We start from the raw sequence: 21898 nt of genomic DNA on the forward strand, positions 1-21898 counted from the left end.
CGTCTCCTAATTGGTTGCCGTGGCAATGAGTTTGGCTTCCAAGTATTCCTCGAACCCGAGCAGCCCCATCTCGCGCCCGTTGCCGGACTGCTTGTAGCCGCCGAACGGCGCGTCGGCCGAATACCACACGCCGCCGTTGACGTTCACGGTGCCTACCCGCAGCCGCGCGGCAATCCCGGCCGCCCGGTCCGGGTCGGCGCCGAACACCGTGCCCGACAAGCCGTAGGGCGAGTCGTTGGCGATCCGTACGGCGTCGTCGTCGCCATCGTGGGCGATCACCGTCAGCACCGGCCCGAAGATCTCCTCCCGCGCGGGCCGGGCGTTATTGGTCAGGCCCGCAATGACGGTCGGCTCGATGAAATATCCGACATCCCGGCAGGCCGGCCGTCCTCCGCCGCAGGCGAACGTCCCGCCTTCGGCGATTGCTAACGCCAGGTAGCCCTGCACCCGATCGCGTTGACGCGCCGAAATCAAGGGTCCGCACACGGTTCCCGGGTCCTCGGGGTCACCCGGCTTGATCGACGACATGGTTCCCGATGCGATGGCGACGGCGTCGTCGTAGTGCGCCCGCGGTACCACCAGCCTGGTGGTGATCGCACACCCCTGCCCCGCATGCACGGCGGCGGTGAACGCCGAAACCGCGCACGCCCCAGCCAAATCGGCGTCGTCGAGCACGACAAACGCCGACTTACCGCCCAGTTCCAGGAATACCTTCTTGATCGTGGCCGCCGCGTCGGCCATCACGCTGCGCCCGGTTGCGGTGGAGCCGGTGAACGAAATCATGTCTACCCGAGGGTCTTTGGCAAGCAGCGCGCCCAGGCCGTGGTCGCTGGAGGTGACGATGTTGACCACTCCGGGCGGAAAGTCGGTGTGGTTGGCGATGATCTCGCCGAGCACGGCCCCACACCACGGTGTGTCCGGTGCAGGTTTGAGTACGACGGTGTTGCCCGCGGCCAGCGCCGGCCCCAGCTTGGCCAGGTTGATCTGGTGAGGGAAGTTCCATGGTGTGATGGCCCCGACGACGCCCACGGCCTCCCGCGCCAAGGTGCGCCGGGTCGGGATGCCCAGCGGTGCCGCCTGACCGAGATCCTGGTGCCAGGAATAGGACTCGGCGGTGTCGGCGGCGAACGCCAGGTCGTTGACCGGGCCTTCCAGCTGAGCGGCGGCGGTGAGCATCCGCGGCGCACCGACTTCGGAGATGGTCAGTTGTCGTAACTCTTCGATGTGCTCGCGCATCGCGTCGCGCAGCTGACGCACGCACCGCACCCGCAACTCGGCGTTGCGCGACCAGTCGGTGTCGTCGAAGGCCCGCCGCGCGGCTTCGATGGCACGTCCCATGTCTGCCGCGTCCGCGGCGGCGGCGACGCCCAGCACTTCCTCGGTGGCCGGATTGACCGTCGGGAAGGTGCCGGCACTGCCTTCCGACAGCTTCCCGTCGATGAACAACGAGCTGACTCCGTCGGCCAACAAGGCCATCTAGCGCTCCCACCATTCGTTGATGACGACATCCACCCGGGAGGACAACTGGGGTGGACAACTGTCCGATATCCTTGCTTCGAACCATAGCGTCGCCTGGTGTAGCGGTGCAAGGGCCGACACCGAGGGCCGGCTTGGCGTCGGCCTCAATACCTGCATGAACTGCATTTTCAGCCAGCATGGTTGCCCAGCGCCACAACTATCCGCTAGCTTGGACAGGTGTCCAGCGATGCACTGGTGGCGGTCCCGGACCGGGCCGTGCAGGGAGTCGACGACCGGCCACGCAACCGGCGCCAGGCAGAGACCTTCCGCAAGGTCCTGGCAGCCGGCATGCAGACCTTGCGGGAGAACTCCTACACCGATCTGACGGTGCGCATGGTGGCTGCCCGCGCCAAGGTGGCTCCGGCCACCGCCTACACGTACTTCTCGTCGAAAAATCACCTGATCGCCGAGGTCTACCTCGACCTGGTCCGGCAAGTCCCCTACTTCACCGACGTCAACGTCCCCATGCCCGTCCGGGTGGACCAGGCGCTGCGCCACCTGGCCCTGGTAGTCGCCGACGAACCCGAGGTCGGTGCCGCGTGCACCGCCGCGCTGCTCGGCGGTGGCGCGGACCCGGCGGTGCGCGCGGCCCGCGAGCGAATCGGCGCCGAGATCCACCGGCGTATCGCGTCGGCCATCGGACCCGGCGCCGAGCCCACCACCGTATCCGCCTTGCAGATGGCGTTCTTCGGGGCGCTGGTGCAAGCCGGCAGCGGCGAGTTCACCTATCACGAGATCGCCGACCGCTTGGCCGATGCGGTGCGGCTGATCCTGGCGGGCGCCGAGAAGGCCGGTGACGCATGACCGTTCATACCGGCAAGTCCGGCGTGGTCCTGGATCCTTACGACTACGACTTCCACGAGGACCCGTACCCGTACTACCGGCGGCTGCGTGACGAGGCCCCGCTGTACCACAACGCAGAACTCGGCTTCTGGGCGTTGTCGCGGCACCGGGACGTGCATCAGGGTTTCCGCAACAGCACCACGCTGTCCAACCGCGACGGCGTATCGCTGGATCCGGTGTCCCGCGGCCCGCATGCCGCCAAGACGATGTCGTTTCTGGCGATGGACGACCCCGCGCATCTGCGGTTGCGCACGCTGGTGTCAAAGGGATTCACGCCGCGGCGGATTCGGGAATTGGAGCCGCGGGTGACCGAGTTGGCCGTGCAACATCTGGACACCGTGCTGGACAAAGCCGATTCCGGAACCGTCGACTACGTCGCCGAATTCGCCGGCAAGCTGCCGATGGATGTGATCTCCGAGCTGATGGGGGTGCCGGTCGCCGATCGCGACCGAATCAGGGCCATGGCCGACGGCGTCATGCACCGCGAGGACGGCGTGACCGACGTGCCGGCTTCGGCGATCGAGGCGTCGATCAACTTGATCCTTTATTACCAGCAGATGATCGCCGAGCGTCGCGCGACACCGGCCGACGACCTGACCTCGGCGCTGCTCGCCGCCGAGATCGACGGCGACCGGCTCACCGACGAGGAAATCCTCGGGTTCATGTTCCTGATGGTGATCGCCGGCAACGAGACGACCACCAAACTCCTTGCCAATGCCGCATATTGGGGCCACAGGAACCCCGACCAGCTGGCGCCGGTCTACGCGGACCTGTCGCGCGTGCCGCTGTGGGTCGAGGAAACCCTGCGCTACGACACGTCCAGCCAGATCCTGGCCCGCACCGTCGTGGGCGAGCTCACGCTCTACGACACCAGGATTCCCGAGGGCGACGTCGTGTTACTGCTGCCCGGGTCGGCGCATCGCGACGAACGGGTGTTCGACCGGCCCGACGAGTATCTGATCGGCCGGGAAATCGGGTCCAGGCTACTGAGTTTCGGCAGCGGAGCGCACTTCTGTCTGGGGGCACATCTGGCCAGGATGGAGGCCCGGGTGGCACTCACCGAGCTGTTCAAACGGATCCGCGGATACGAAGTCGACGAGGCCAATGCCGTGCGCGTCCACTCCAGCAATGTCCGCGGGTTCGCCGCGCTGCCCATAGCCGTGGAGGTCCGCTGAATGCCACGCTTTCCACCACACCCGGACCGCAGGCCGGCGATTGTTGCCGGCGCGTCCTCGGGCATCGGCGCGGCCACCGCGATAGAGCTTGCCGCCCATGGGTTTCCGGTTGCGCTGGGTGCGCGGCGCGTGGACAAATGCCAGGAGATCGCCGAGAAGATCCAAGCCGACGGGGGCGAGGCGGTGGCGCTGCCCCTCGACGTCACCGATCCCGACTCGGTCACGGGCTTCGTGTGCCACGCGACCGAACAACTCGGCGACATCGAGGTTCTGGTCGCCGGTGCCGGCGACACCTACTTCGGCAGACTCCACGAAACCGACACCGAGACCTTCGAGTCGCAGGTCCAGATTCACCTGATCGGGGCCAACCGGCTGGCCACGGCGGTGCTGCCGGGCATGCTGGAACGCCAGCGCGGTGACTTGATCTTCGTCGGCTCCGATGTGGCGTTGCGCCAGCGTCCGCACATGGGCGCCTACGGGGCGGCCAAGGCCGGGCTGGTGGCGATGGTGACCAACCTGCAGATGGAGCTCGAGGGCACCGGGGTGCGCGCGTCGATCGTGCACCCGGGCCCGACGAAGACCGGGATGGGCTGGAGCCTGCCCGTCGAGTCGATCGGACCGGCCCTGCAGGACTGGGCCAAATGGGGTCAGGCGCGGCACAACTACTTCCTGCGGGCATCCGATATCGCCCGGGCCATCACGTTCGTCGCGGAGACACCCCGGGGCGGCTTTGTGGTGAACATGGAGCTGCAGCCCGAAGCGCCGCTGGCCGACGCCACAGACCGGCACCAGCTCAGGGTCGATGAAAAAGCGTTCGTCGACGAGGGAAAGCTCGATTCATGATCACAGCCATCGTGCCGCGAGTGTCCGGCGGACAGGACGAACACGGACATCTCGAAGAGTTCCGCACCGACCCGATCGGCCTGATGCAGCGGGTGCGCGACGAGTGCGGCGACGTGGGGTGGTTCCAGCTGGCGGACAAGCACGTCGTCCTGCTCTCCGGCGCCAAGGCCAACGAGTTCTTCTTCCGGTCCTCCGACGAAGAGCTGGACCAGGCCCAGGCCTATCCGTTCATGACGCCGATCTTCGGCAAGGGTGTGGTGTTCGACGCCAGCCCCGAGCGCCGCAAGGAGATGCTGCACAATTCGGCGCTGCGCGGTGAGCACATGAAGGGCCACGCCACGACAATCGAACGCGAAGTGCACCGGATGATCGAAAACTGGGGCGAGCAAGGCGAAATCGACCTGCTGGACTTCTTCGCCGAGCTGACCATCTACACCTCCACCTCGTGCCTGATCGGCACCAAGTTCCGCAACCAGCTCGACTCAAGATTCGCACACTTCTACCACGAACTCGAGCGCGGCACCGACCCGCTGTGCTACGTCGACCCGTATCTGCCGATCGACAGCTTCCGCAGACGCGACGAAGCCCGACAAGGATTGGTGGCGTTGGTTCAGGAGATCATGCATCAACGAATCGCCATCCCGCCCACCGACAAACGCGACCGCGACATGCTCGATGTGCTGGTGTCGATCCGCGACGAGGCCGGCCACCCGCGGTTCTCCGCCGACGAGATCACCGGCATGTTCATCTCGTTGATGTTCGCCGGGCACCACACCAGTTCGGGTACCTCGGCGTGGACGCTGATCGAACTGCTGCGCCACCCCGACGTGTACGCCGAGGTGATCGCCGAGCTCGACGAACTCTATGCCGACGGGCAGCCGGTGAGTTTTCATGCGCTGCGCCAGATTCCGCATCTGGAGAACGTACTCAAGGAGACGCTGCGGCTACACCCGCCGCTGATCATTCTGATGCGGGTGGCCAAGGGCGAGTTCGAGGTCGAGGGCTACCCGATTCACGAAGGCGAACTGGTGGCGGCCTCGCCGGCGATCTCCAACCGGATACCCGAAGACTTCCCCGATCCCGACGCATTCGTGCCGCAGCGTTACGACGAGCCACGCCAAGAGGATTTGATCAACCGCTGGACGTGGATTCCGTTCGGCGCCGGCCGGCATCGATGTGTGGGCGCGGCGTTCGCCACCATGCAGATCAAGGCGATTTTCTCGGTGTTGTTGCGCGAGTACGAGTTCGAGATGGCGCAGCCGCCCGACAGCTACCGCAACGACCACTCCAAGATGGTGGTGCAGTTGGCTCGGCCGGCCACCGTGCGCTACCGCTGCCGCAGGGGTTGACGATGGGCTACCGGATCGAGGCGGACCTAGACTTGTGTCAGGGCCACGCGATGTGCGAACTGGAGGCGCCCGATTATTTCCGGGTGCCCAAGCGGGGCAGGGTCGAGATCGTCGACGCCGAGCCGCCCGAGGAGGCGCGCCCGGAAATCGAGCGCGCGGTTCGATCATGCCCCACCCAAGCACTTTTCATCAAAGAACAGGACTAAGAGAAGGCTGATGACGATGGTGTCTTTCGAACGTGCCGAACTCGACGAGTGGGTGCAGTCCTGGCTGCAGGCCAACAAGGACTGCGAACAGGCGGGCGACTGGACACCGCTGGCCGACTTCTACGCTGCCGATGCCACCTACGGCTGGAATATCGGACCCAAGGAAGACGTGATGTGCGTCGGGATCGACGAGATCCGCGATATCGCGCTCGGCCTGGAGATGCAGGGACTGCAGGATTGGCAGTATCCCTACCAGAAGGTCGTCATCGACGACCGCCAGGGGGAGATCGTCGGCTTCTGGAAGCAGGTCGTCGTCGACGCCGACGGCGGCCGGCAGGAGATCTACGGCATCGGCGGCAGCTGGTTTCGGCTCAACGCGGACAAGCTCATCGAGTGGCAGCGCGATTTCTTCGACTTCGGGCACGTCTCCGCGCTCTATCTGCAGTTGATGAAGAACGGGAAGCTGTCGGAGGGTATGCGCAAACGGATCGAACGGGGCATCTCGGGCGAGAAGTTGCCTGGCTATTACCCGCTGGGCCAAGCCCCGGTACCGCTGTGGTGAGCCGCCCGCCGTGACCCAACCAAGCATTTGTTTTGTTACGCGCGCTATGCTGGCGCCGCAGGGGGTGCCCTGTGGTACTCGTCACCACCCTTGCTCGGCACGATGGGCCGGGCAGTCTCAATTCAATGGCGAAATGGGGTCATGTCTACCGTGAAGACAAAAGGCGCTCTGATCTGGGAGTTCAACCAACCATGGTCGGTCGAGGAGATCGAAATCGGTGACCCCGTCAAGGACGAGGTCAAGATCCAGATGGAAGCGGCGGGCATGTGCCGCTCCGACAACCACCTGGTCACCGGTGGTATTCCGATGGCGGGTTTCCCGGTGCTGGGCGGACACGAGGGCGCCGGAATCGTCACCGAAGTCGGACCGGGCGTGGACGACATCGCCCCGGGTGACCACGTGGTGCTGTCGTTCATCCCATCGTGCGGAAAATGCCCCACCTGTCAGGCCGGCCTGCGCAATCTTTGCGATCTGGGAGCCGGGCTGCTGGCCGGCGCAGCGGTGAGCGACGGCACCTTCCGCATCCAGGCCCGCGGCCAAAACGTCTACCCGATGACGCTGCTGGGGACGTTCTCGCCGTACATGGTGGTGCATCGCAGTTCGGTGGTGAAGATCGACCCGTCGATCCCGTTCGAGGTCGCCTGTCTGGTCGGCTGCGGCGTCACCACCGGCTACGGGTCGGCGGTGCGCACCGCCGACATCCGCCCCGGTGACGACGTCGCCATCGTCGGTCTCGGCGGCGTCGGGATGGCCGCGCTGCAGGGCGCGGTGGCCGCCGGCGCGCGCTACATCTTCGCCGTCGAGCCGGTGGAGTGGAAGCGCGACCAGGCGCTGAAGTTCGGCGCCACCCACGTCTATCCCGACATGAATGCCGCGCTGCTGGGCATCGCCGAGGTCACCTACGGTCTGATGGCCAAGAAGGCGATCATCACCGTCGGCGAACTGCAAGGCGCAGACATCGACAGCTACCTGACCATCACCGCCAAGGGCGGCACCTGCGTCCTCACCGCGATCGGCAGCCTGCTGGACACCAATGTGACGCTGAACCTGGCGATGTTGACCTTGATGCAGAAGAACCTGCAGGGCACCATCTTCGGCGGCGGCAACCCGCAGTACGACATCCCGCAGCTGTTGTCGATGTATCGGGCCGGGAAGCTGAACCTGGACGACATGATCACCCGTCAGTACCGGCTGGAGCAGATCAACGACGGCTACCAGGACATGTTGGACGGCAAGAACATTCGCGGTGTCATCCGATTCACGGACGCCGATCGATGACCCAGACGGCCCAATCTCCGGCGCTGACGGCGTCACAGTCGTCGTGGCGCTGCGTGCAAGCCCACGATCGGCAGGGTTGGCTCGCCTTGATGGCCGATGACGCGGTGATCGAAGACCCGATCGGCAAGTCCGTCACGAATCCGGACGGCACCGGGGTGCGCGGCAAAGACGGCATAGCCGCTTTCTACGACACCAACATCGCGGCCAATCAGTTGACGGTCACCTGCGAGGAGACGTTCCCGTCGAGTTCGCCCAACGAGATCGCCCATATCCTGGTGTTGCGCAGCAGGTTTCCGGGCGGCTTCACCAGCGAGGTCCGTGGTGTTTTCACCTATCGTGTCAACGACGAAGGGCTGATCACCAACATGCGCGGCTACTGGAACCTCGACATGATGACGTTCGGCAAAGAGGAATAGGCGTATCAGCCGATCCGGCCGATTCCGGTGATGTTGCCTTGCATGATCTTGTTACCCATCAACACCATGGAGGCGGTTTGAATCGGGTCGCTGAGGATTGTAGCCGACTTCGGTTGCTGCAGAAGCACTCTCCCGTTGTCAGGGTCGATGACGGCGAACGCGAAAACATCCAGTGGTGTGGTGTTGTCGAATCCGATCCGGGTGATGGTGTAGATCAGGCTGTCGGCGGTGGATAGATGCGGCAATGCGGCGCTGCGAGTTCGGCTGTCCCACACCGTCCGACATCCGGTGGGCTCGACGTCCACCCTGGTCATCCCGCCGACGAACGGCGCTGTCGGCGGGACTGCCGGACCGGCGCCCGCCGGAACCGCCGGATAGGGGTAGCCGTAGGTGCTGGCGATGAACATCGAATTCCCGACACCGATGGGAGAGTTCTCGCTGCCCGGGCCTCCTTGAGTCAGCACCGGTTGCTCGCACAACAGCGTGCCGGTTCCGGATTGGTAGACCAGCGCATGGACCAGCGGATCGGCGTTGTCGACGATGGTCAGGTAGTCGGCGCCGGTTGGGCCGAAATACGTTGGGGTGGAACCGGTTCCCCAGCTCAGCTGTCCGGGTTTGCGGGCCGCTCCGCGGTCGTACGCTTGGCGCCACAGGATCTGCGGGTTGCCCATCCCGTCCAGGTTGAGTTCATAGAGAGCGAACGTGGTGGCGACCGCGACGCGGTTGGTCGGGGCCGCGGAGATGCTGTTCGCTACTTGCTCGCCGGCGGGTAATTGCACGCTGGCGACGCCCCCGCCTGTTTTTGCGACCCCCACCACGCCGGTGCCGGTGGCAAACCAGACGTTGCCGAGGTAATCGGGGACTAGACCGACGGATTGGTCTCCTGGCGGAATTGCGCTGGACACGTCGGTGGACTCGGTGACAGTTAGCTGCCAGCAGCCCCTGGCGTCCTTGACATGTGCGATGCGTAGTAGGTGGTTGGTGCCGTCGATCATCACCAGCTGGTTGTTGTTGTCCAGGTACGCATAGACGCCACCGAGCAGGCCGCCCTTGGCGACGTCCAGGCTGGCCAGCGGAATGACCCGCGGCACAATCCCGTTGGGATCGATCAGGTGAACTACCGGGGCCTGGGTGATATCGGACGTGCACAGGGCCAGCACCAGGCCGTCGGTTCCCTGGGTGATGGTCGGGCACGCGGCCACCAGCGGGTACGCCAAGATCGCCGCCGGCCGGGCGCCGGGTCCGGGTAGCGGTCCCGCGTCGGCCGACGCGGCGTCGTTGTGCATGGACGCCAACCCGTTCGGCGCCATGAACGGATTCGGCGGCGCCAGCGGGCCGAACACGGCGGCCGCCCGCGCCGCACCGGGAAACGTTGACGAAATAACCGCGGGCACAACGGAAATAACGCACGCGGCCAGGAATGCCGTAGGAACGGCCAACATTGCCGCGGGAAACCGCACCAAGGTCCCCTCCCGTGCATTGGGTTACCGAGGATTCTGGCGATCGCGGACGACGACACGGCAACAGTCCGCTAACGATTTCGATTCGAGATTGGATCCCCTCGGGGCCCACCTCGACCGCGGCCAACTCCGCACCACCACCACGCACCACCACCACGCACCGCCCCGAAGAACTGCTCCACCACGACGAAGACGAACCGTAACCAGGTCGCCTGACAGAAAGCCGTCGACACCCCAGGCCCACGAAAAGCCCCGCCTAGGGGGCGAGCGGCGAGTACCCTCACAGCCACCGATCGCGCTGGAGGCAAACACGGCGTTGATGTCCGCCCCGTGTGCGCCCCGCCAGGAGGCAGCAGTGTCGTATGTCGTGGCGACTCCTGAATTGCTGGTCACTGCTGCCGGCGATGTGGCCGACATCGGGTCGGCGGTCAACGCGGCGAACGCGGCAGCAGCCAACTCCACCACGTCGTTGCTGGCCGCGGCCGCCGACGAGGTCTCTACCCGCATTGCGGCGTTGTTCGGCGCACACGGCCTGGAATGCCAGGCGGCCATCGCACAAGCGGCGCAGCTGCATGAGCGGTTCGTGCGCACCATGGCCGCAACCGCGAGCTCGTATGCGACCACCGAGATCGCCAACGCCGAGGGAACTCTGCGGAACGCGGTCAACGCGTCGGCCCAGGCACTGTTGGGTCGCCAGCCGCTCGGCAACGCCGGTACCGCGCTGGCTGTGGGTGGCGCTGCCGGTCTTGCCCCGATTGCCACCCCGGCGGCCGGCACGAGGATCACGATCCCCGGCGCAGGGCCGCTGTACTACCCGAACTTCATCACCACGCTGCCCTATCTCGGGCAGGTACTGCTTCAGGGCGGTGTCCCGGGGCCAAGTTCGGTATCGATCCTGCAGGGGTACGACTTACTCAACCATGCCATCGGGCAGAACTGGTTCCCCGGCACTACCGCTCAACTTGTCAACTACCCGGCCAGCATTGGCATCCTCAGCGGTAGCCTGGCCGCTCCCGGCACCAACGACGCCGTCGCCATGGGACAGCGAGCGCTCAATGACCAGATCATGAATGCGTTTGGCAACGGTAACGGCTCACCGGTGCGCATTGCCGGGCTGTCGGAGGGAACCATCGTCGTCAACCGCGAATTGGCTTATCTGGCAGCGAACCCGAGCGCTCCGCCGCCTCATGCTCTGCAGTTCGCCATGTTCTCCAGCCCCGAGCTCGGCCTGGCGAACATCTATCTACCGAATGGACTGACCGTGCCGTTGATCGACTACACGGTGCAGGGCCTACCGAACACCCAGTACGACGTCAGCGTGGTGTACGGCCAGTACGACTTCTGGGGCAATCCGCCGGACCGACCCTGGAATCTGCCGGCAGCGCTGAATTCGCTGTTCGGGGCGGCCTACTTCCACAACACGGCATCACTGGCCTCGCTGTCGGACGCGGTGCAGGTGTCCAGTGCGACCACCTCCTTGGGAGGCACCGTTACCACGTACATGATCCCCTCGTCGACGCTGCCAATGTTGTTGCCGCTCACGGAGATCGGTGTTCCACAACCAATCGTCGACAACCTCAACTCGGTTCTGCAGCCGATTGTCAACGACGGCTACTCGTCTCTGACACCTAACGCCGGGCCGTACTTCTCACACGGGTCAGTTGTCGGCCTGCCGACCGCCGCGGATGTGGTGGGCTCCGTAGCGCGTGGGCTTTTCGGGTTCGCGCCCAACCTCTTCGGGTGACACCGGGCCGCCGATGCGCCCACCTATGCTTGACGAATGGCGTCGATCTTCACCAAGATCATCAACCGCGAACTACCTGGCCGTTTCGTCTACGAGGACGACGACGTCGTCGCGTTCCTGACGATCGAACCGATGACCCAAGGCCACACACTGGTGGTGCCCCGCGCCGAGATCGACCAGTGGCAGGACGTGGACAGCGCGGTGTTCGCCCGCGTTATGCGGGTCAGTCAGCTGATCGGCAAGGCCGTCTGCAAGGCGTTCCACGCCGAACGGGCCGGCGTGATCATCGCCGGACTCGAGGTTCCGCATCTGCACATCCACGTGTTCCCCACCCGCAGCCTGCGTGACTTCGGCTTCGCCAACGTCGACCGCAACCCGTCGCCGGAATCGCTCGACCAAGCGCAGGCCAAGATCAAGGCGGCACTGGCTCAACTGACCTGAGCCGCGACCTTGCTGACCCGCGGCAGGGTGACGCGAAAACAGCACCCCTCCCCCGGCGCGGTCGTCACGCCGACGGCACCGCCGTGAGCTCTGACCAAGGAGTCGACAATCGACAGTCCCAGGCCGGTGCCGCCGCTGGCTCGTGCCCGCGACGAGTCGGTGCGGTAGAAGCGTTCGAACACCCGCGACGCGTCCTCCTGGCTCATGCCCGGCCCCTGGTCGGCAACCTCGAGCACCGCATCGGCACCCTCGGTGCCGACGCGTACGGTGATGTCGGCGCTTGCCGGGGTGTGCTGCAACGCATTCGCGACGAGGTTGCTCAGCACCTGGCGCAGCCGGGCGTCGTCGCCGAGTACCTCGGGAGTGCCGGGGCCTTCCAGGAATTCCAGGGTGATCGTGCGCTCGGGGTCGATCGCCTGCGCGTCGTGCACCGCGTCGCTGGCCAGCGCCAGCAAGTCCACCTGGTGATGTTCCAGCGGCCGCTGGACGTCCAGGCGGGCCAACATCAGCAGGTCGTCCACCAGCAGGCCCATCCTGCTGGCTTCGCTCTCGATCCGAGACAGCAGCATGGAGACGTCGCGGGCGGCACCCTGGCGGTACAGCTCGGCGAAGCCGCGAATCGTGGTCAGCGGCGTGCGTAGTTCGTGGCTGGCGTCGGTGATGAATCGGCGCATCCGATCCTCGGACCCGCGGGCCTTCTCGGCAGAAGATTCGGAGTCCGCTACCGCCTGTTGGATCTGGGACAGCATCCCGTTGAGCGCCAGCGAAAGTCGGCCCACCTCGGTGCGGGGATCGCGCTCGGGGACACGGCGATCCAGCTGTCCGGAGGCGATCGCTGCGGCGGTCTGTTCCACTTCGGCCAGCGGCCGCAGGCTACGGCGCACCACCGCATAGCCGGCTATACCGACGACAACCAGTACGGCAGCCCCGATGCCGATCTGCAACCAGACCAGTGATCGAACCGTGTGCTGGACGTCGGACAGATCGATGGCCACCGTGGTCAGGCCGCCATGGGTGCCGTGCACCGAGACCGCGCGCCATTCGATGTCCGAGCCGTTCACCGAATGCAGGGTCGTCGGATCCGGGCCGACGTCGTTGCCGGGCGGCAACGCCGGCTCGGCATTGCGGTCGTTGATGGCCGTCACGGTGTGGCCGTCGGGACTGATGCCGCGCACGTAGAACTTCGACGGCGGCCGGGCGGGATCGGGCCCTTCCCCGTTGGACATCGAATGCTTCCACGGGGACTGCGCCCAGGTGCGCGAGGCGTCCAGCAGCGTCGAGTCGATCCGGCTGATCAGGCTGTGCCGCAGGATCGAGGTGACCGCCACGCCCGAAGCCAGCAGACCGCACAGCACCAGAACCAGGGTGGCCGCAACCAGGCTGACCCGCAGCGGTATTCCGCGTCGACGGTGCGTGGCCATACTCCCTACCTAGCCGAGCAACGGAGCGCGCTCATCGCGGCTCCCGCAATACGTAGCCCACCCCGCGCAAGGTGTGCAGCAGCCGCTTCTCGCCGGTGTCGATCTTGCGGCGCAGGTACGAGACATAGGACTCGACAACGTTGACGTCGCCGCCGAAGTCGTAGCGCCAGACGTGGTCGAGGATTTTCGGCTTGCTCAACACCGTGCCGGCGTTGATCACGAAGTAACGCAGCAAGGTGAACTCGGTGGGCGAAAGCGACACCGGCTGGCCGGCCTTCCACACCTCGTGTGTTTCCTCGTCGAGCTCGATATCGGCGAACGTCAGGCGGGAATTGCGCGGTTCGGCGCTGCCCTTGCCGGCGCGGCGCAGAATGACCCGCAGCCGGGCCACCACCTCCTCCAGGCTGAACGGCTTGGTCACATAGTCGTCGCCGCCCAGAGTCAGACCGGCGATCTTGTCCTGCAGGGAGTCTCGGGCGGTCAGGAACAACGCCGGGGCATCGATGCCGTCGGCCCGCAGCCGACGCAGCACCCCGAAGCCGTCCATGCCGGGCATCATCACGTCGAGGATCACCGCGTCCGGGCGGGCTTCCCTGGCCCGGTCCAACGCCTGGACTCCGTTGCTGGCCGTATGGACCTCGAATCCCTGGAACTTCAGGCTCACCGAAAGCAGTTCGACAATGTTGGCCTCGTCGTCGACGACGAGGATGCGAGCTTCCGGTGTGCTGGCATCGCCCGGGTTCACTGCGGTCATGACAACCATTCCTGCAGCGCGTAGTTGAGTAGTAGCTTCACGTTCATTGAGTACTTCCTGAGAGCTCGTTGGCAGTCGACTGATAATAGTCTGCCAGGAATCGGCTGATCGGCTTGAACCCATGCGCAATTATTTGGTCGCGTCGCGAATACACTCGCAGGATGAATCTCGGCAACACCCTGGTGGCCATCGCTACCCTGCCGGCCCGTGCTGGTCTCGCCGCCGCCGAAACCAGCCTCAACCTGGCCGGCGCAGCAGTCGGGCTGGCCAAGCAGGCGCTCGGTGAGACCGGTGGCGATGCCGGGTCCAACGCCATGGCCAGCGTGCTGGGGATCGAAGAGGCGATCGTGCGGGCCAACCGGCTGGCCAAGCTCCTGGACGAAGACGCACCGCTGGGACGCGCGATCGCACCCGACGGGCCCATGGACCGAATGCTGCGCCCGGGTGGGGTGGTAGACCTGCTGACCGCGCCCGGCGGATTGCTGGATCGCCTCACCGCCGAGGGAGGCGCGATGCAGCGCGCGCTGCAACCGGGCGGGCTGGCCGACCAGATACTCGCCGAAGACGGCCTGGTCGAGCGGGTGCTTTCCGAGGACGGGTTGGCCGACCGGCTACTCGCCAAGGGCGGCCTGATCGACAAGCTGACGTCGAAGAACGGACCGCTCGAACAGCTTGCCGACGTGGCCGACACCCTGGCGCGGCTGGCGCCCGGGATGGAGGCGCTCGAGCCCGCGATCGCCACCCTGCAGGACGCCGTCATCGCGCTCACCATGGTCGTCAACCCGCTCAGCAACATCGCCGAGCGCATCCCACTGCCGGGCCGCCGGCCCCGCTCGTCGTCGCGGCCGGTGCGCTCGCAACGCATCATCGACAGCGAGCACTGACCCGTTAGGCTGGCACCGGTTAACCAGGCCTCCTTAGCTCAGTGGTAGAGCACTCGCCTTGTAAGCGAGCGGTCGTCAGTTCAATCCTGACAGGGGGCTCAACTCTTGTGACGTCGGCTGATGCCTGACAGTGTTTCGGGTGATACCTGACAGATGTTCCGGTTGATGCTTTGACCCTCCCGTTATTGTCGATGGGTTGTCGATTGGTCAGGCGGCCGAGAAGACGGGGGTGTCGCGGCAAACGCTGCACGCCGGGTTGGCCGGGTATGAGGCTGCGGGCCGAGAGGGCTTGGTGGACCGATCACATCGGCCAGTGTCGGGTAGGCATCAGATGCCGGCGGTGTTGGAGATGGAGTTTCGGTGCCGTCCGAATCCGCGGCGCATCGCGCTCTGGTCCGGGCAGGGTGACCGACCCCAGTCTGCAAGATCGGCGTTCGCGGAACTGGAAACGCCGGGAACGCGGTGCCCCGATGGAGTGGTGGCGCCGCCACCGCAGGCCCGGTGGACGTCGTGAAAGAAATGAGTGGCCGCGGCTTGCCGGCTAGGTCAACCCGTCCAGGCCGAACAGCAGCCCCCCGGCGCCACCCGTGCCACCGGTGCCCGGAATGAAGCCAGTCCCGCCCTTACCGCCGTTACCGCCGTTGCCGATCAGCACGCCGTCGCCGCCGTCCCCGCCGGTACCGCCGGTCCCAAAGCTTTCCCCGCCGGCACCGCCGCCACCGCCGTCGCCGAACAGCCCGGCCTTGCCGCCGGTGCCCCCGACCCCGCCGGTTGCGGGGCCGAACCCGCCCGTGCCGCCGGCCCCGCCATCGCCGGAGAGCATGCCGGCGCTGCCGCCGGCCCCGCCGGCCCCGCCGACGGCCCCGAGGCCGCTGCCGAACCCGCCGGCCCCGCCGGCGCCGCCGGAGCCGAAGAGGATGCCGGCGTTGCCACCGGCACCGCCGACCCCGCCTGCGCCGCCCGCAGTTTGGCTGCCGCCGGCCCCACCGGTGCCGCCGGTGCCCAACAGCAAGCCGGCGCCACCGGCCCCGCCGGCCCCGCCGGTGCCGCCGGCCAAGATGCTGAGCCCCCCGGCCCCGCCGGGCCCGCCCGTGCCGAACAGCCCGCCGACCCCGCCAGCCCCGCCAGCCCCGCCCTTAGCGTTGCTGGCGCCCGTGCCGCCGGCGCCGCCGGTGCCGAACAACAACCCGCCGGCCCCGCCCGCACCGCCGGCCCCGCCTCCGACGGTGGCGGCGCCCCCGGCGCCGCCGTTGCCGAACAGCCCGGCGGCTCCCCCGGCACCGCCAACCGCCCCGGACCCGCCCGCGCCACCATTGCCGTACAACCACCCGCCGGCCCCGCCCGCGGCCCCGGACCCCGCCGCCGCGTTGGCGCCATTGCCGATCAGCGGTCGCCCGGTAGCCGCCAGGAAGGGCGCGTTAATTGCGTTGAGTAGCGGACTGGTTATCGACGCGGCGCTGGCGGCTTCGGCGCTGGCATAGGACCCCGCGCCCGCCGCCAAAGCCTGCACAAACTGGTCATGAAACACCGCAGCCTGCGCACTCACCGCCCGATAGGACTGGGCGTGGGCGCCGAACACGGCCGCCACCGCCGCCGACACCTCATCAGCGCCCGCGGCCAGCACCACCCCGATGTTGCCCGCCGCCGCGGCGTTGGCCGCCCCGATGGTCGAACCGATACCCGCCAAATCCGTGGCCACTGCCGCCATCAACTCCGGCACCGCGATCACAAACGACATCGGACACCTCCCACTGGGTCATGACCCAATAAGCCAGGACAACCCGGGAGATGCCCGGGTCATCGTCGACCCTTGGGCAGGAGCGAATCATATCGCCGTATGGGTGCGGAATCCCGATTTCGCCTGGATCATCAAAATGCCCGCGTGGCGGTCCGATCTCAACGTGTCTCCGTTTGCCCGGTTGGACGTGCAGATCATGCTGTCCAGCCCAGAGCTGGCTGGGCACCTTGTGGGCACATCTGAGCACAAACCGGGGCAATCTCAAGAAATGACAATCGATGTCATTCAGCAGCCTGGCGGCCGGTTCGACATCATGACCAGGATCGGTTCAACAGTTCAATCCTGGCAGGGGCTCCACGCGATCGGATGGCGTTTGTGCGGTGGCCGGCAACGGCCACTTGGCCCGCTTCCATAACGGACGCCGCGCTACTTCTCGTTGACGTGCTGATGGCTTATGTCCCGGTCGGAGCCGACGCGCACCGGGGCCAGGACATCCGCCGAGTCTTTTCGCGGCTCGCGTCGCTGGCCGAGCGGCCGGCTGGGCCGTCCTTGTACTGCGGCATCGGAACAAAAGCACGGGGCGCGCGATCAGCCGATAAAGGAATGTGCGATCGGTTAGCATGACGGCACCACACGGGGGTGACGTCCGCAGGGCATTTCATGGTGCGGAAGGTAGGTCAGGGGTGTGCCGTGGTAGCCATTCATTTCATCTCGGGTCTGCCGCGTTCGGGTTCGACGTTGCTAGCCGCGTTGCTGCGACAAAACCCGCGGTTCCAGGCGGGAATGTCGGGTCCGCTGGCCGGCCTGTTCGGCGCCCTGCTCGACGAAATGAGCGGGCGCAACGAGTTTTCGGTGTTCATCGACGACGCCAAGCGCGAGCGCATCCTGCGCGGGTTGTTTGATGATTTCTATGCGGACTCCACCGCCCAGGTGATCTTTGATACCAACCGCGGCTGGTGTGCGTGGATGCCGGCGATTGCGCGGCTGTTTCCCGAGGCGAAAGTGATTGCCTGCGTGCGTGAACTGCAGTGGGTGGTGGACAGCATCGAGCGGTTGATTCAGCGCAACGTCTTTAGCCCGTCGTCGATCTTCAATTACAGCGCCGGCGGCACGGTCTATAGCCGCGCCCAACAAGTGGTGGCGCCCGATGGCATGGTCGGCGGTCCCTACGATGCCCTCAAGCAAGCCTGCTACGGCGCGCAGCGGGATCGACTTCTCTTGCTGCAGTACGAAACCCTGAGCACCGACCCGGCCAAGGCGATGCAGGCCGTCTACTCGTTTCTCGGTGAGCCGGTGTTCGACCACGACTTCAGCCACGTCGAGTACGACGTCACCGAGTTCGACGAGCGCGCCGGGACACCGGGACTGCACACCGTGCGCCCCACGGTCACGGCCGAACCGCGCGACACGTTGCTACCGCCGGATCTGTTCAACCGCTTCATCCACGACACCTTCTGGCGCGACCCGGAGGGGATTCCCGCCGGGCTGACGGTCGTATGAGGTTTGTTCTCTCTTAAAGAGCGAACAGCGGCGTCGCGTGTGGCGCGCGATTCGAGTACCGAGCATGCGTTGAACGGACTGGGACAGTCCCCGAGCCCATGTGGGGCTGGTTAGGCGATGCGGAATGCCCAGTCGCGCCAGGTGCGCCGGTGCGAGCGACTGCGCGGATGCAGCGGCAGCCTGGTGCCTCGACCAGGCAGTCGCAGCACGGTATGACGGCAACCGCGGCATTGTCTTTCGACCGGGTCGCGGCTGGCGTTTCGATCAGCGGCGAACTGTCACGGCACATTCGCGCCGGGCGTACCGATAACGACCGCTCCCGTCACGACAGCGGGAGGGGGAACTGTAAGGTCGGCGGCCCCGCCGTTGCCGCCGGTGTTGCCTGCGCCGGTGCCGCTACCGCCATCGCCGCCGGTGCCGGTGCTGGTGGTGATGGTGCCGCCGGTGTTTGCGGTGAAGACGGATTCCCCGCCGGTGCCGCCAATGCCGTCGGTGATGCCGTCACCGCCGTTCCCGCCGGTGGTGGCGCTGCTGGTGACGGTGCCGCCTGCGATGGCGTTGATGCGGGCGGAGTTGCCCCCGCCGCCGATGCCGCCGCCGCTGCCGGCCCCACCGACCCCGCCGGTCGCGGAGCCAGCAGTGATGGAGCTGCCCGCGCCGTTAGCGAAGACGTTGGCGCTGCCTCCGTAGCCGCCGCGGCCGCCGGCGGTGCCCGCGCCCCCGACGCCGGCGGTGGCCGTGCCGCCAGTGACAGTGCCGCCGCTATAACTTCTGATCAGGGCGTACCTTCCGTAGCCGCCGTAGCCGCCGGTGGTGCCAGCCCCCCCGACGCCGCCGGTGACCGTGCCAGTGGCGGTGCCGCCGCTATAAGCGCCGATCCGCCCGCCGCCTCCGACGCCGCCGAGGCCGCCGGCGGTGCCCGCGCCCCCGACGCCGCCGATAGCGGTGCCGATAGCGGTGCCGCTGGCGGAGCTGCCTGCACCGTTGGCAGAGAGGTAGCCGCCACCGCCGGCACCGCCGCGACCACCCATGCCGGCCGCCGCGGTGGCTGAACCGGCCGCACCAGTCCACCGACACCACCGGCCCCGCCACCGCCGAAGATCAGCCCACCGGCACCACCGTTCCCTCCGGTACCGCCAGCCGCGCCGCTGCCCGCAGAGGCGGTCCCGCCGGACCCGCCGTGACCGCCGGTTCCGAACAGGAACGCCGATCCACCGGCCCCACCACTGCCACCGGCGGGGCTGGTGGCCGTACCCGGCGTGCCCGACCCGCCGTCGCCGCCATTGCCCCACAACCATCCACCGGGCCCACCGGCCTGCCCAGTGCCCGGCGCCCCGTTGGTGCCCGGCCCAAACAGCGGGCGTCCGGTGAGCTGCTGGACCGGCGTATTGATGGCGTCTTGCACCCCCGCGGCCGCAGACGCGGCCGCTTGCAGCGGCGACGCGCTGGCGGCCTCAGTGGCCGCATACAAGAACCCACCGCCATTCAGCGCCTGCACGAACTGGTCATGAAACAGCGACGCCTGCGCGCTCAGCGCCTGAAACTGCTGGGCGTAACCACCAAACAACTTCGCGACCGCCGCCGACACTTCATCCTCAGCCGCCGCAATCGACGTCGTCGAGCCCGCCGCCGCCACACGGGCCTCGCTGATCGACGACCCAGACTGGTCAAGCTGGAAGACGCTGCCACCAACTCGTCGGGCGCGGCGAACAAGAAAGATGACATGCTAACCACATCACGAGCGGGTGACCCAAGTCCGAGTAGGACCCTTAAGACTGTTTCGAGACGCTACGCCCGCCCGCTCGAAGCATCGCCGCACCTTTGCGATCTATGACGTAAGGCCCGTGATTTGGGGACTTAAGTCACACCTCGTAAGGCCAACAAATGACCCGCGGCAAACACCGCGAAGCCAGGCGCCCCAACAGAATCGCGACGGAGTGAGCCCCTCACCAATCCCAAGCGCTCCAACACAGCCCAGACGACCAGATGGCTCCAGCCATGGAGCAGGGCCGGATCAGCACACGGCGTCGATCAGGTCGGTGGCCACCGCGATGGGGAACTGGACCACCGCCGTGCCGACCTCGTCGATCCCCGTCCGGACCGCGTTCACGATCGTCGCCGGATCGCCGGTGAACAGCGACCAGCCGATGTCGAAAGCGGCAATCTGCGGCGCGGTGATGAGGTTACGCACGTCGACGAACAGCTCGGTCGGCAATGACGCAGGTGCGACGGGTATTCCGTCCCAGCTGACCATCGTCCAGCCCCCGGTGGGATTGCCCTCCACCACGACGACGCCGGTGTTGGGAAGCGGGTGGGTGAGGATGAGCAGCGGATTCGGGTTGTTGACGCCCATCATCGTCCCGACGCCGATGGTGAATGCGCTCGAGTAGGAGACCACGGTGACCTTGCCGTCCGCTGCTGGCACCGGGTTCGCCATCGCGGTGTCGTACATCGTTTGCACCGCGCCGTTGAAGGTGTGGCCGAAGACCACGCCGTTGAAGTCGATGGAGCCCGGGTTCAGCATTGGCACGATGGGGAATCCGAACGTCCACGCCATCGGGCCGACGAGATAGAGCAGGCCCGCGGGACTTATCTGCGGAAAGTCTTCGAAAATGCCGGCGTTGATCTCGTTGAGCCCCGGCAAGTCCAGGGGGGTCATCCCGAGGAGGGTGGCCAACGGCGCGGCGGTCTGCTGCGTGCGGACCAATTGCGAGTCGAACAGCCCGGCGAAGGGGCCCTGCGGCGCAAGTATGTTGGCAATGTCTACTGCCTGTTGCTGGCCCACCGCGGTGAGATTGGCCCCCGGGATCGCCGTGTCCATCAAGCCGGCCACATTGGCTGTGGTCTGCCCGTGCCGCACGAAGTCGATGACGATCGACTGCTCGTTGCCGCTGGGCGGGTTGAGCCAGTTGAAGACGTTGACCGGCTCGCCGATGATCAACCCGCCACGGCCAGTTGGAGCACCGGTCGCGCCGAGGCCGCCGGTGCCGAACAATAAGGCCTGGCCGCCCGCACCGCCGACACCGCCGGTGCCGCCGATGCCGCCGTTGCCCATCAGCACTCCGCCGGTGCCGCCCATGCCCCCTGGCCCGCCGCCAAAGCCGTCGCCCCCGGGGCCGCCGTTGCCGATGAATCCGGCGTTCCCGCCTCTACCGCCGGCCACAGCTCCGGGACCACCGGTGGGCGTATAGCCGGCCCCGCCGTCGCCGAATAGCACCCCGCCGGCGCCGCCGGTGGGATTTGCCGCCGTTCCGGCAGTTCCGTTGCCGATCAGGTCACGCCCCAGCAGCAGCTGGGTGGGCGCATTGATGACCGGGTCGAGCACCTGGCCGAACGGGCTGGTGATCCATGTTTGGCCGGCCGTGCGGATCGGGCCGTAGACCCCCGTCTGGAATCCGTCGGAAACAGCGGATGCAAGAGCGGCCGCGACGGTGGCCTCGGCGCTCGCATACGATGCCGCCGCCGCGCTCAAGGTGGCCATGAACTGCTCGTGAAACGCCGCTGCCTGCGCCGCCACCGCCTGGTATTCCTGGGCGTGCGCGCCGAACAGCGCCGCAATGGCCGCCGACACCTCGTCGGCGGCCGCTGCCGCGACTTCGGTCGTCGGAATGACTGCCGCCAGGTTGCCGACACTGACGGCCGAACCGATCTGGGCTACCTCCGCCGCAGCCGTCGCTAATGCCTCCGGCCCCACCAGCACAAATGACATTGCCTACCCCTCGTGCTAACGCGTACTAGTCATCATGGAGTCCGGCACCGGAAAACA

General features: G+C 66.7%; 18 protein-coding genes, 1 tRNA gene and 3 pseudogenes. 14 read left to right on the forward strand and 8 right to left on the reverse strand.

The window, feature by feature from the left end:
• Positions 1-6 precede the first annotated feature (6 nt).
• Positions 7-1476, reverse strand: a complete 1470-nt coding sequence (locus EET10_RS25080) for an aldehyde dehydrogenase (protein WP_036406522.1) — start codon at positions 1474-1476, stop codon at positions 7-9.
• 219 nt (positions 1477-1695) lie between these two features.
• Between EET10_RS25080 and EET10_RS25085 the strand changes: the two genes are divergently transcribed.
• From EET10_RS25085 to EET10_RS25120, 8 genes are all read left to right on the forward strand, one after another.
• Positions 1696-2322: a TetR/AcrR family transcriptional regulator gene (locus tag EET10_RS25085; RefSeq protein WP_036406519.1), complete on the forward strand. Its 627-nt coding sequence runs from the start codon at positions 1696-1698 to the stop codon at positions 2320-2322.
• Entirely contained in the window at positions 2319-3536 is a 1218-nt protein-coding gene (locus EET10_RS25090; RefSeq protein WP_063466388.1) for a cytochrome P450, read from the forward strand. Before EET10_RS25085 ends, EET10_RS25090 begins: the two co-directional genes overlap by 4 nt.
• On the forward strand, positions 3537-4379 hold the full coding sequence (locus EET10_RS25095) for an SDR family oxidoreductase (protein WP_063466387.1): 843 nt from the start codon (positions 3537-3539) through the stop codon (positions 4377-4379).
• On the forward strand, positions 4376-5728 hold the full coding sequence (locus EET10_RS25100) for a cytochrome P450 (RefSeq protein ID WP_082276585.1): 1353 nt from the start codon (positions 4376-4378) through the stop codon (positions 5726-5728). Before EET10_RS25095 ends, EET10_RS25100 begins: the two co-directional genes overlap by 4 nt.
• Before the next feature lie 2 nt (positions 5729-5730).
• Positions 5731-5934 (forward strand): ferredoxin, encoded by a 204-nt coding sequence (locus tag EET10_RS25105; RefSeq protein WP_036406511.1) that lies wholly within the window; start codon positions 5731-5733, stop codon positions 5932-5934.
• A 16-nt stretch (positions 5935-5950) separates the two neighbouring features.
• On the forward strand, positions 5951-6496 hold the full coding sequence (locus tag EET10_RS25110) for a nuclear transport factor 2-like protein (RefSeq protein ID WP_036406643.1): 546 nt from the start codon (positions 5951-5953) through the stop codon (positions 6494-6496).
• Positions 6497-6646: 150 nt separating this feature from the next.
• The gene (locus EET10_RS25115) at positions 6647-7774 is read left to right on the forward strand and encodes an NDMA-dependent alcohol dehydrogenase (protein ID WP_036406508.1); all 1128 of its coding nucleotides are present in this window, start codon (positions 6647-6649) and stop codon (positions 7772-7774) included.
• On the forward strand, positions 7771-8190 hold the full coding sequence (locus EET10_RS25120; RefSeq protein ID WP_036406506.1) for a ketosteroid isomerase family protein: 420 nt from the start codon (positions 7771-7773) through the stop codon (positions 8188-8190). The genes EET10_RS25115 and EET10_RS25120 overlap by 4 nt, the downstream gene beginning before the upstream one ends.
• A gap of 5 nt (positions 8191-8195) precedes the next feature.
• On the opposite strand, the gene EET10_RS25125 is transcribed toward EET10_RS25120, so the two are convergent.
• Positions 8196-9650 carry a hypothetical protein gene (locus tag EET10_RS25125; protein ID WP_036406503.1) on the reverse strand — a complete coding sequence of 485 codons (1455 nt, stop codon included), beginning with the start codon at positions 9648-9650 and terminating at the stop codon, positions 8196-8198.
• 355 nt (positions 9651-10005) lie between these two features.
• Between EET10_RS25125 and EET10_RS25130 the strand changes: the two genes are divergently transcribed.
• A complete protein-coding gene (locus tag EET10_RS25130) occupies positions 10006-11394 on the forward strand; it encodes a PE-PPE domain-containing protein (RefSeq protein WP_051490739.1) in 1389 nt (462 codons plus the stop codon).
• A gap of 36 nt (positions 11395-11430) precedes the next feature.
• Entirely contained in the window at positions 11431-11835 is a 405-nt protein-coding gene (locus tag EET10_RS25135) for an HIT family protein (protein WP_036406500.1), read from the forward strand.
• Here the strand turns inward: EET10_RS25135 and EET10_RS25140 are convergent.
• Both EET10_RS25140 and phoP read right to left on the reverse strand, forming a co-directional pair.
• Positions 11823-13256 (reverse strand): sensor histidine kinase, encoded by a 1434-nt coding sequence (locus EET10_RS25140; protein ID WP_063466384.1) that lies wholly within the window; start codon positions 13254-13256, stop codon positions 11823-11825. The genes EET10_RS25135 and EET10_RS25140 overlap by 13 nt on opposite strands.
• Before the next feature lie 31 nt (positions 13257-13287).
• Positions 13288-14010: a two-component system response regulator PhoP gene (gene phoP, locus EET10_RS25145; RefSeq protein WP_063466390.1), complete on the reverse strand. Its 723-nt coding sequence runs from the start codon at positions 14008-14010 to the stop codon at positions 13288-13290.
• 161 nt (positions 14011-14171) lie between these two features.
• On the opposite strand from phoP, the gene EET10_RS25150 reads away from it, so the two are divergent.
• The 3 genes and pseudogenes from EET10_RS25150 to EET10_RS25160 all read left to right on the forward strand — a co-directional run.
• The gene (locus EET10_RS25150; protein WP_036406495.1) at positions 14172-14894 is read left to right on the forward strand and encodes a hypothetical protein; all 723 of its coding nucleotides are present in this window, start codon (positions 14172-14174) and stop codon (positions 14892-14894) included.
• A gap of 27 nt (positions 14895-14921) precedes the next feature.
• Positions 14922-14993 (forward strand) — tRNA-Thr (locus EET10_RS25155).
• An 85-nt stretch (positions 14994-15078) separates the two neighbouring features.
• Positions 15079-15379 (forward strand): annotated as a pseudogene (locus tag EET10_RS25160) (helix-turn-helix domain-containing protein); the annotation flags it as partial.
• Positions 15380-16101: 722 nt separating this feature from the next.
• On the opposite strand, the pseudogene EET10_RS31310 reads toward EET10_RS25160, so the two are convergent.
• Positions 16102-16632: pseudogene (locus EET10_RS31310) on the reverse strand (PE family protein); the annotation flags it as partial.
• 660 nt (positions 16633-17292) lie between these two features.
• Here EET10_RS31310 and EET10_RS25175 point away from each other — a divergent pair.
• Positions 17293-18132 carry a sulfotransferase family protein gene (locus EET10_RS25175; RefSeq protein WP_051490751.1) on the forward strand — a complete coding sequence of 280 codons (840 nt, stop codon included), beginning with the start codon at positions 17293-17295 and terminating at the stop codon, positions 18130-18132.
• A gap of 278 nt (positions 18133-18410) precedes the next feature.
• Here the strand turns inward: EET10_RS25175 and EET10_RS31830 are convergent, their stop codons facing one another.
• The 3 genes and pseudogenes from EET10_RS31830 to EET10_RS25185 all read right to left on the reverse strand — a co-directional run bounded on the left by EET10_RS31830 (position 18411) and on the right by EET10_RS25185 (position 21841).
• Positions 18411-19163: a hypothetical protein gene (locus EET10_RS31830; RefSeq protein ID WP_281280114.1), complete on the reverse strand. Its 753-nt coding sequence runs from the start codon at positions 19161-19163 to the stop codon at positions 18411-18413.
• Between the two features lie 476 nt (positions 19164-19639).
• Positions 19640-19768, reverse strand: a pseudogene (locus tag EET10_RS31835) (PE family protein); the annotation flags it as partial.
• Between the two features lie 378 nt (positions 19769-20146).
• The gene (locus tag EET10_RS25185) at positions 20147-21841 is read right to left on the reverse strand and encodes a histidine phosphatase family protein (protein WP_099187749.1); all 1695 of its coding nucleotides are present in this window, start codon (positions 21839-21841) and stop codon (positions 20147-20149) included.
• Positions 21842-21898 lie beyond the last annotated feature (57 nt).

The organism is Mycobacterium pseudokansasii (genome assembly GCF_900566075.1).
Taxonomy (GTDB): domain Bacteria; phylum Actinomycetota; class Actinomycetes; order Mycobacteriales; family Mycobacteriaceae; genus Mycobacterium; species Mycobacterium pseudokansasii.